General features: G+C 68.3%; 9 protein-coding genes. All 9 read right to left on the bottom strand.

Features of this window, described 5'->3' with window-relative positions; all coding sequences use genetic code 11:
- Window positions 1-57 precede the first annotated feature (57 nt).
- The 9 genes from ABZX30_RS36950 to ABZX30_RS36910 all read right to left on the bottom strand — a co-directional run bounded on the left by ABZX30_RS36950 (window position 58) and on the right by ABZX30_RS36910 (window position 9,684).
- Entirely contained in the window at window positions 58-1,041 is a 984-nt protein-coding gene (locus tag ABZX30_RS36950; RefSeq protein ID WP_355942507.1) for an AMP-binding protein, read from the bottom strand.
- A gap of 259 nt (window positions 1,042-1,300) precedes the next feature.
- Window positions 1,301-2,749, bottom strand: coding sequence for a M1 family metallopeptidase (locus ABZX30_RS36945; protein WP_355942504.1), 1,449 nt, complete (start codon window positions 2,747-2,749; stop codon window positions 1,301-1,303).
- Window positions 2,750-2,821: 72 nt separating this feature from the next.
- Complete coding sequence (locus tag ABZX30_RS36940; RefSeq protein ID WP_355942502.1) at window positions 2,822-3,454, bottom strand: RraA family protein; 633 nt, start codon at window positions 3,452-3,454, stop codon at window positions 2,822-2,824.
- Window positions 3,455-3,498: 44 nt separating this feature from the next.
- Window positions 3,499-4,479, bottom strand: a complete 981-nt coding sequence (locus tag ABZX30_RS36935) for a YCF48-related protein (protein ID WP_355942499.1) — start codon at window positions 4,477-4,479, stop codon at window positions 3,499-3,501.
- Between the two features lie 30 nt (window positions 4,480-4,509).
- Window positions 4,510-6,141: a YCF48-related protein gene (locus ABZX30_RS36930; protein ID WP_355942497.1), complete on the bottom strand. Its 1,632-nt coding sequence runs from the start codon at window positions 6,139-6,141 to the stop codon at window positions 4,510-4,512.
- Window positions 6,142-6,249: 108 nt separating this feature from the next.
- Window positions 6,250-7,476, bottom strand: a complete 1,227-nt coding sequence (locus tag ABZX30_RS36925) for an MFS transporter (protein WP_355942495.1) — start codon at window positions 7,474-7,476, stop codon at window positions 6,250-6,252.
- 125 nt (window positions 7,477-7,601) lie between these two features.
- Complete coding sequence (locus ABZX30_RS36920; RefSeq protein ID WP_355942492.1) at window positions 7,602-8,333, bottom strand: hypothetical protein; 732 nt, start codon at window positions 8,331-8,333, stop codon at window positions 7,602-7,604.
- 80 nt (window positions 8,334-8,413) lie between these two features.
- Window positions 8,414-9,082 (bottom strand): response regulator, encoded by a 669-nt coding sequence (locus ABZX30_RS36915; protein ID WP_355942490.1) that lies wholly within the window; start codon window positions 9,080-9,082, stop codon window positions 8,414-8,416.
- Window positions 9,079-9,684, bottom strand: coding sequence for an ATP-binding protein (locus tag ABZX30_RS36910; protein WP_355942488.1), 606 nt, complete (start codon window positions 9,682-9,684; stop codon window positions 9,079-9,081). The genes ABZX30_RS36915 and ABZX30_RS36910 overlap by 4 nt, the downstream gene beginning before the upstream one ends.
- Between the last annotated feature and the right edge of the window lie 280 nt (window positions 9,685-9,964).

The raw sequence follows: 9,964 nt of genomic DNA, 5'->3' as shown, positions 1-9,964 counted from the left end.
GACCACCCGCGCCATCCGCGACCAACCCGAACGGGCCCTCCCCATCCTGGGCATCACCTACAAGCCCGACCTCAACGGAACTTGATCAAGCCCTGGGTTCTCGACCGTCGAGTTCGGGGCCGCCGCCTGCCACAGTTCGGCGGTGGTCCGCGGCAGCGGCTCGCCGCAGAACAGGCTCCAGCGCAGGGTGGGCATGCTCCCCGGGGTGAGGGAGCCGCGACGGCGCAACAGCGCCGCGACCGAGGGTACGGAGAACCAGGTCGTGATCCCGTTGCGCTCCAAGTAGGAGTACGGGGACAAAAGTTCGATGGATTCCATGGAGCACAGCCGCGCCCCGTGCTCCCAGGCCATGAACATGTCGAAGACCGAGAGGTCGAAGGTCTGGTCGAAGGTCTGCGTGAGCCGGTCCTCGGGTGTCAGCCGGTAGCGGTCCTGATTGACGTCGAGGAACGCCCGTACGTTGCCGTGGGTCACCGGGACGCCCTTCGGGGTTCCGGTGCTGCCCGATGTGAACAGCAGGTAGGCGACGTCGTCCGGCGTCACGTCGGGCATTGGCTCCAACGGCCCGGCCGTCGCCAGGTCGACCGCATCCAGCACCCGTACGCCGCCGAGACCACTGGCCTCGGCGCGCCGCAGGTCGGGCAGCAGTACGACCGGGGGGCGCGGCAAATCCCGTAGCACGTCGACGAGGACGGGCAGCGCGGCCGCCTCGACGATCAGTGCCTCCACGTCGGCGCGTTCCAGCATGGCGCGGGTGCGCTGGACGGGAAACCCGGGGTTCAGCGGGACAAAGGCGGCCCCGGCGTACAGGGTCGCCGCCACACTGAGGTAGGAGACCATGCTGCGGTGGCCGAGCACGGCGACGCGACGCGGCCGGCCCCCGGCCGCCTCGATCAGTCGGGACGCCCAGCGCAGCGCCGTCGACGCACATTCCTCGTAGGTGACATTGCGGCGGCCGACGGTCAGGGCCACGTGGTCGGGCCGGACCCGCGCATGGTCGAGCAGGCCGGCGCCAAGACGTACGTTCAGTGCAGTAGTCATGTCGCTCCGAACATCGGTTACTGGCAGAGAGGACGCTAGCCGCGGCGTGCGGGCGAGAAGTTGTTGAGAGCGCAGACGCTCTAAACACCGTTGAGCCGGAAAACGGTGTTCTGCTCATTTACCGCGCGACGTCCGACGGCACCGCGCGGGCGGCCGTACGAAAGGGCCGCAGGAAAAGGGCCGTACGAAATGACGGCGGCGCGCCCCCGATTGTGCTGGGGCGCGCCGCCAAAAGATGTTCGATGTAAGTGGTTGCTCTTTATTGCCCGGTCGTCCACTCCGGATGCCCCGGCATCGGCGGCGTCTTTTCGCCGTACAGCCAGTCCTTGAGGAAGCCGCTCAGGTCACGGCCAGCGACCTTCGAGGCTAGCGCGACGAAGTCCGCCGTCGTCGCGTTGGAGTCACGGTGCGTACGGACCCACTCCCGCTCAAGCAGTTCGAACTTCCGCGTGCCGATGTCCTGACGCAGCGCGTAGAGGACAAGGGCGCTGCCGTCGTAGACGGCGGGCCGGAAGATGCTGAGCTTCTTGCCGGTCGTGGGCATCTTCGGGGCAGCGGGCGTGCCGTCGGCCGCCCGCCAGGCGTCGGAGTCGCGGTAGGCGTCGCGCATCCGCGCCTCCATCGACTGGTGCCCCTTCTCCTGTGCGTACAGGGCCTCGTACCAGGTGGCGTGGCCTTCGTTGAGCCACAGATCGGACCAGGTGCGCGGGGTGACGCTGTCGCCGAACCATTGATGGGACAGCTCGTGCACCAGGAGCGAGTCGACGTACCACTGGGGGTTGTCAGCGTGTGAGAAGAGCTTCCTCTGGAAGAGAGAGAGCGTCTGTGTCTCCAGTTCGAAGCCGGTCTGGGCCTCGGCGACGACCACCCCGTAGTTCTCGAACGGGTAGCGTCCGACCTTCCCCTCCATCCACGCGATCTGGTCCGGAATCCTGTTCAGCCACGGCCGCAACGCCTCGGCGTCCTTCGCCGGTACGACATCGCGTACGGGCAGGCCGTGCGGGCCCTTCTGGTGCAGCACCGTGGAGCGGCCGATGGAGACCTGGGCGAGCTCGGTGGCCATGGGGTGGGCGGTGCGGTAGACCCAACTTGTGCTGGTGCCGCTGTGTGTCGTCGCGACAGGCAGGCCGTTGGCCACCGTCGTGTAGCCGTTGGGGGTAGTGATACGGAAGGTGAAGTATGCCTTGTCCGAGGGGTGATCGTTGCACGGGAACACACGGTGCGCGGCGTCCGCCTGGTTCGCCAGGGCGAGCCCGTCCTCGGTGCGCACCCAGCCAGCGTCCTCTTTACCGGGCATGGGATCGCTCGTGTGCCGCACGGTGATGTGGAGCGGTTGTCCCGGCTTGATGGGTCGCGGCGGGGTGACGATCAGGTCCTCGACACTGGTCGCGAAGTCCGCTCGAACCCCGTTGACCTCGACCGAGTGCACCGTTCCCTGCGCGAAGTCGAGGTTGATCCGGTCGAGTTGGGACGTCGCCCGGGCGTCGATCTGGGTGACGGCCTCCAGCGGCTTGCTGTTGTCGCCCTTGTAGGTGAAGGCGATGTCGTACGACCGCACGTCGTATCCCGGGTTGCCGAGGTACGGGTAGAGCCGGTCGCCGATGCCGAGCGCGGTAGCCGGCGGGGGCGCGGCCGCAGAGATCAGGACGACCGAAGCACCGGCGGCGAGCAGCGCGGCGGTGCGGGGGGTTCGGAAACGGAGCAGCATGAACCATGGCTTTCGACTGGTCCTGAGGTGGATGGCGTCGCCGTGCGGACGGGAAGGTCCCCGTCGAGTCCGTCAGCCGGTGAACCCCTTTTCGGCCAGCGTCTTTTCGATGCGGGCCCGGTGCTGTGCCTCCCAGGCGTCGAGGGATTCGGCCTCCTCCTTTGCGAGCTTGGCGCGGGCGTCGGCCAGGACCTCCTCCTGCCGGTCGGCGGGAGTGACCACGATGCCCTCCTCGTCGCCCACCACGATGTCTCCGGGGTGGACGAGCACGCCGCCGCAACGCACGGGTTCGCCGAGCGCCCCTACGACCTTCTTCGTGCCCGGTATCGGGATGACGCCGCGGGCGAAGGCGGGGAATCCCGCTTCGCGTATCTCGCCCAGGTCCCGGAGGACGCCGTCGAGCACGAATGCCGCGACGCCCCGCCGCTGGGCGACGGCACACACGTTGCCGCCGGCCAGCGCGTGGTCCATGTCGCCCGACTCGACCACGATCACCGAACCGGGTGCGGCCCGGTAGATCGCCGCGTGCAGCATCAGGTTGTCGCCGGTCGGGCACCGCACGGTGAAGGCGGGGCCCGCGACACGGGGCATCGGCTGCCACAGCGGGCGGACGCCTGTGTCCATGACCTGTGCACGACCCAGCAGGTCGGCGAGTGTGGTCGGGGGGATCTCGTCGAAGCCGTTGCCGTCGTTGTTCTCGCTCATCTCGTTCCTCGTCGTTCCGGGAGCTGCCGCTCGGGGGTCATGGGTCATGCAGGTCGGGCCGCTCGGCGGGAACCCGCGTCCTTCTCCGGGCTGTAGAGGTGTGGGGTCCACGTCCTGCCGCCGTCGTGCGTCGAGATCACCGTGCCCTCGTCGCCGACGATCCACGCTCGGCTCTGGGTGAGGACCCGGACGTTCCACAGCGACATGCCCGTTCCCGTGGTGGTGACCTGCCAGGTCGCGCCGCTGTCGTACGACACCAGGGCGGTGTCGCTGCGTCCCACGACCCTTCCCACCCGACCGTGGGCGTCGAAGTGCACGGCGGTGAAGTTCTGCCGGGTGCCGCTGTCGCGGCGCTCCCAGGTGCCGCCGCCGTCCACGGTCGACACGATGGTGCCGCGGTGGCCGACGGCCCACACGGAGTGCGGGTCCACGGCGTGCACGTCGATCAGGTCGTCCACTCCACCGCTGTCCTGCGCGTGCCAGCTCGCCCCGCCGTCTTCGGTCGCGAAGATCGCCCCACCGGTACCGACCGCCCAACCGGTGCGGTCGTCGGCGAAGTCCACGGCCCAGAGGATGCAGTCGGTGCGCGGAGGTTTCTGGTGAGTCCAGGTCGCTCCGCCGTCGCCGGTCACGAGGATCGTGCCGCGGTCCCCGACGGCCCAGGCTGTCCGCGCGTCCGGGCGCACATGGACCTCCAGCAGATCCTTCCCGCTCGGGCTCTCCTGCCGACGCCAGGTGGTCCCGGCGTCGGACGTGGCCAGTACGGTGCCACCGCGGCCCACCGCCCAGGCGGTGTCCCGGCCGGCCGGCGAGACCGAGTACAGGTTGGCGGACGTGCCGCTGCGCTGGGGGGTCCAGCGCCCGCCCGAACGTGAGGTCAGGATCGTGCCGCCGTCACCGACGATCCAGCCCTCTTCGTCGGGGAAGAGGTGGACTCCGTAGAGGTTGCGGCCCGTGCTGGTGACGTCACTGGTCCAGTGCGTGCCGTGGCCGGTTCCCGCGACAACGGAGGAACCGTCGCCCACCGCGTGGACGTGTGTCCCGTCGGGGTCCGTTCACACTGCCTTGAGGTTGTCGGTGATGCCGCTGTGCCGCGTCGTCCAGGTCGCTCCGCCGTCGTCGGTCGCGAGGATCGTGCCGTCGTCACCGACCGCCCATCCCTCCTCTTCCATGGCGACGAACGCGACGCCCCAGAGGCTGACCTCGGTGCCGCTCGCCCGGCGCAGCCAGCTCTCGCCGCCGTCCGTGGTCGTCAGGACAGTGCCGCCGCGGCCGACGACACAGGCGGTGCCGTTCCTCCCCGCGTGCACAGCGGTGAGAGTCACGTCGACAGGTGCGGACCGCTCCTGCCAGGAGGCACCGGCGTCCTCGGTGACCAGGACCGTACCCCCCTCACCAACCACCCAGCCACGCCCACCACCGGCCTCGAAACCAACACCCAACAACGCCACGTCGACAGGTGCGGACCGCTCCTGCCAGGAGGCACCGGCGTCCTCGGTGACCAGGACCGTACCCCCCTCACCAACCACCCAGCCACGCCCACCACCGGCCTCGAAACCAACACCCAACAACGCCACGTCGACAGGTGCGGACCGCTCCTGCCAGGAGGCACCGGCGTCCTCGGTGACCAGGACCGTACCCCCCTCACCAACCACCCAGCCGTGCCGCTCGTCGTCGAGGAGGTGGACACCCCACAGCGTCTCCCGTGTGCCGGTGTCCTTCTCCCGCCAGCTGGCGCCGCCGTCCTCGGTGACGATGAGGATGCCGTCCCGCCCCACCGCCCAGCGCACGGCACCGTGACCGTGCATGGCTACGAGGTCCTTGTGGATGCCGTTCAGTTGCGGTTCCCAGATCGTGCCGCCGTCCCGCGTAGCCAGGATGAGGCCGCCGTCCCCCACGGCCCATCCGTGGCCCAGATCCGGTGTGAACGCGAGGGAGACGACGTCTTTGGCCGTGCCGCTGCCCCGTGGTGACCATCCGAGGCCGCCGTCTGCCGACGTGAGGATCACCCCGTCGTCGCCGCAGGCGCGCATCTCTCGGCCGTCGGGTGCCGCCCACAAGCCGTACAGATCGGTCTCGGTGCCGCTGTCGCCCGCGGTCCAGGTGGCTCCGCCGTCGCGCGAGCACAGGACCGTTCCGCCGCGTCCCACAGCCCAGCACAGGTCAGGGGAGACCGCGTGGATCCCCCGCAGGTCGACGCCCGTGCCGCTGTACTGCGTCACCCAGGTCTCGCCACCGTCCCTCGTGGCGCGGACAGCGCCGCCCTTGCCGATGATCCAGGCCGTCGTCGCGTCCAGAGTGAAGCAGCGGGTGAAGTGGGTGCCGTCGGACTGCTGCGGCCGCCAGTTGGCTCCGCCGTCCCGCGTGGCGAGGATCGTGCCGCTGTCGCCGACCGCCCACCCGCACGAGCCCTCGGTGTCGAACGAGATGCCGTACAGGTTCCGGTCTGTTCCGGTCTCGGACTCGCGCCAGGTCGCGCCGCCGTCCGTGGTGCGCAGGATGATCCCGTCGCGGCCCGCTGTCCAGCCCCGCCGGGTGTCGGCGAAGCACACCGCGCGCAGGTCCTTGTCGGTGTCGCCCTGGGGGTGCCAGGTGGCTCCGCCGTCCGTGGTGGCGAGGATCATGCCTCCGTCGCCGACGGCCCAGCCATACAACTCGCCGACCAGGCACACGCCTTGGAGATTCACGCTGCGAGGGGCAATGGCACAGGTCATGGAAGTACCTCTCAACTCGCTGAGGGAAGGAAGGAGCGCGGACGGCGGTCCGGTGCGCGGACGGGCGCCGGGGAGACGGGGTCAGCCCCCAGCCGCGGCGGGCTCCTGAGGCGCGCCCTTGAGGCGGGCGCCGCGAGAGACCACCGCCGGCATGGCGACGCCCAGGAGCGCGTAGGCCACGGCCAGCACGATCCAGCCGGTCCCTCCGTGATCGAGGATCAACCAGGCGAAGAGAGCGGGGGCGAACATCTTCCCGATGTCGCCGCCCATCTTGTACGTGCCCTGATACTGGCCCTGGGCGTCATCGCGGGCGAGATCGAAGGCGATGGTCCAACTGCCCGCCGCCTGCCGGATCTCCCCGAGCGCGTGCAGCAGGGCGCCGACGACCAGCAGGGCGCAAGCGGTGGCCAGCGCGCTGCCGCGGCTGAGCCCGAACACGACACAGGCAGCCGCCACACAGCCCGCGCCCTGCATGCTCGCCCGCGCCGCGGACTTCAGATCGTCGGTGCCCCGGGAGGCCCGGGTCTGGAAGGCCACGACGAAGCCGGTGTTGATGAGCAGGATCACCGCGCTCATCCAGCGAGGAGCGTGAGTGTGGTGGATCACCCACAACGGCAGGACGACGTCGAGCAGCAGAGTGTGTGTGATCAGAAGCCCGTCCACGGCGGTGAACAAGAGGAACGGCACATCACGCAGTACACCGAAAGCACTGATCGCACCGGCGGGCGTCGGCGGCACCGGCGCCTCTTTCAGGGTTAGCAGCCCCGTGCCCAGAAAAGCGGCGGCCGTGAACAGGATCGCCCCCTGGAAACCAACGCGGGTGCCCCAGGCGATGACAAGGCCGGACAAGCAGGCGCCGACAGCGACGCTGACGTTGATCCAGGCCCGTATCCCCGCCATGGTCCGGGCCCGGTCGCCAGGCGGCACGAGCGCGACGATCATCGCCTTCCGCGCATTGTTGCCGGCACGATAGGCCAGTCCCTGGGCGGAGGTGGCGACCAGATAACCCCAGAACCCACCGACGAACAGCAGCGCGGCCGTCAACGGGGCCAATGCCAGGAACGACCACAACTGCACCGTGCGTGGCCCGACCCGGTCGGCCAGGTGTCCGAGCGGTGTGCTGGAGAGGAGGACGAGGGCGGCGGAGATGCCCACGCTGACGCCCAGTTGCCCGGGCGTCAGATGAACCATCGTCACGGCGAAGATCGCGTTGACGGCCATCCACAACCCCTGCCCCAGGCTCATCACCACGGTGATGACGGTCAGCAGTCGGGCGGGCCCTGGCGGAGGAAGCAGACGGGTCGGCACAGATCGGGTTCCTGTCACATCCGCGGAAAGATCCTGGCTCTGTGCCGTGACGTTAGGCCACGGCGTCGATCCTGGATCCTTTCTGAGCACAAAGCCACTTGATCGCGAAAGACCCGTTCTGCTCGTTAATCCAACGCCGTGGACTCACGCGAGGGCCGCGAGGGAAGATCGGGCAGGTCGTGCCGCCCGGCGAGCAGTTCCTGGAGCCGGATCTTCACGGCGATGACCGGTACCCGCAGCCGCCGCTCCCGCAACTGTGCCCGGAGCTGCTTGTCGGGGCGCCGATGTCCGTACCACCAGCGCGCCCAAGGGGCGTCGGGGCGACTTAGACGCAGCGCTCCGGGAATCAACAGCGGCGGTACGAAGATGCCGATGAGCCCGGTCCAGATCTTGCCCTTGAGCAGCGTGACAACGGCAAACGCCAGCGAGCACAGCAACACGGTGACCGGCCCACTCACACCGGGCACGCGGTTCCAACCGCCCCATCCGGACAGCCCCAGAGGATGCAGTCCGAGCAGCAGCATCCCGCTGAGCGCCACAGCCACGAAGACAGCATCGATCGACGTCCTGCCGCGCTCCGTCCAGTACACGTCCTCCAGGTGCAGGACGAGAGCGAACTCGTCGAGCACCAGGCCTGTACCCACACCGAACACCGCGGCCGCGGCGGCCCGCAGACCGACCGCTTGATCCACCATGGCGAACTCACCTATGCCCGCGGTCACCATCAGCACGAGCCCGAACACGACGTGGTGGACGTGAACCCCGCCCCACGTGATGTCTCCCGGCCACCACCGGGCACCGGCACGCACCAGACGCACGCTGATCCGTATACCGATGAACGCCACGAACAGCCCCACGAGGAAGCAGAACAACGGCAGACGTCCCGTCACCACGACATGCTGCTGGAACACGGTGCTCGGCCCTGAACTCGGACGCATCACGCCTCGGAGTACAGGTGCTCGGGGCGACCGCTCTCGCCGTAGCGCAGTGTCAACCGCAATTTGCCCGTCTCCTCAAGGAACTTGAGATAGCGCTGCGCCGTGGACCGGCTGATCCTCGCCTGGCCGGAGACCTCCTGCGCCGACAGCTCCCGCTTCGAGCCCGCCACGAGCCGGCAGATCAGGTCCGCGGTCCGTGTCGAATAGCCCTTCGGCATGTTCTGTCCCGTGTCGGCCGTACGCAGAGTGCTGAGCATCCGATCGATCCGCTCCTGGTCCAGCCCCGTATCCCCGAACGTCGAGCGTAACTGCGCGTAGCCCATAAGCTTGTTGCGTAGTCCGTCCAAGGTAAACGGCTTCACGAGATAGTGCAGGACTCCGGCCCGCAGCGCGTCCCTCACCAGAGCGGAACCATGGTCCGCCGTCACCATGATCACGTCCACGTCGTGCCCATGCTGCCGCAACCGCAACGTGAACGACACCCCGCTCTCGTTGGGTAAATGCTGGTCCAGCAGAATCAGGTCCACACCACCGCGCTGGACCGCGGCGAACGCGGCAGCCGCGCTGTGGGCGATGCCGACCACCTGGAAACCCGGTACCTGCGACACAAAGTGCGCGTTGATCTTCGCCACGTAGAAGTCGTCGTCCACGACCAGCACTCCGATCACGACGCGGCCACCGTGACGGCGGGCGAGCCCCCCAGGATGTGTACCGTAAACACAACGCCACCGCCGTCGCCTTCGGACACTGCTACCCACCCGGAACGCTGTCCAACAACGTTGCGCACGAGAGCAAGCCCGATTCCGTGCAGACGCGCACCACGGCGCCGCTTGGCGGAGGCTCCGCACCGGAAGATCCACTCGTGACCACCCGGCGCTACCCCCGGGCCGTTGGCGATCAAGTCGTAGAGGATCGCGGCCAGTTCGTGCGCCGTGCCCACGTGGCTCCGCCGTGAGGGCGCTCCAACGCGTTGCGATCGCACGCTCCCCCAAACTTTCGGTCTCCCTTGAGCAGGGGACCCCCGTAACGCCGCATCAAGGCTGTCGGCTACGACGATCTTCGCGGTCAACTGGGCCCGGTTCAATGGATCCTCGACGTGCTCGACCGCAGCACGAACAACAGTCAGAACCTCCTTGGAATCCGACCGCGGACTGGCATGACCCCATTCCCCTTTGGCGGAATTCGCGAATTCCACGAGGCCGATGAGTGCGTGAAGGACATCCCACCGCTCACGTTTGGAAAGTCTCACCCCGGAGAAATGCTTACCCATGTCCGCTACAGACCCCCGTCTGCTTCGAGTAGAGAACCCACGCGCTCCCGCGCCTGCTCCCTTACGCCAACGTACGCCCCATAAGCTCAACTACATTAAGCCAGTCCATGTTCATGCAACAGGCACGAAACGGCAAAGAGAGGGTTTTGTAATGCTGGGCGACGTTCGCGTGCCCACTCAAGGCACAGGGCTTGATCAAGTTCCGTTGAGGTCGGGCTTGTAGGTGATGCCCAGGATGGGGAGGGCCCGTTCGGGTTGGTCGCGGATGGCGCGGGTGGTC

This window comes from Streptomyces sp. NPDC004542 (assembly GCF_040610035.1).
Classification (GTDB): Bacteria; Actinomycetota; Actinomycetes; order Streptomycetales; family Streptomycetaceae; genus Streptomyces.
This window is presented reverse-complemented; position numbering and strand designations above follow the sequence as displayed.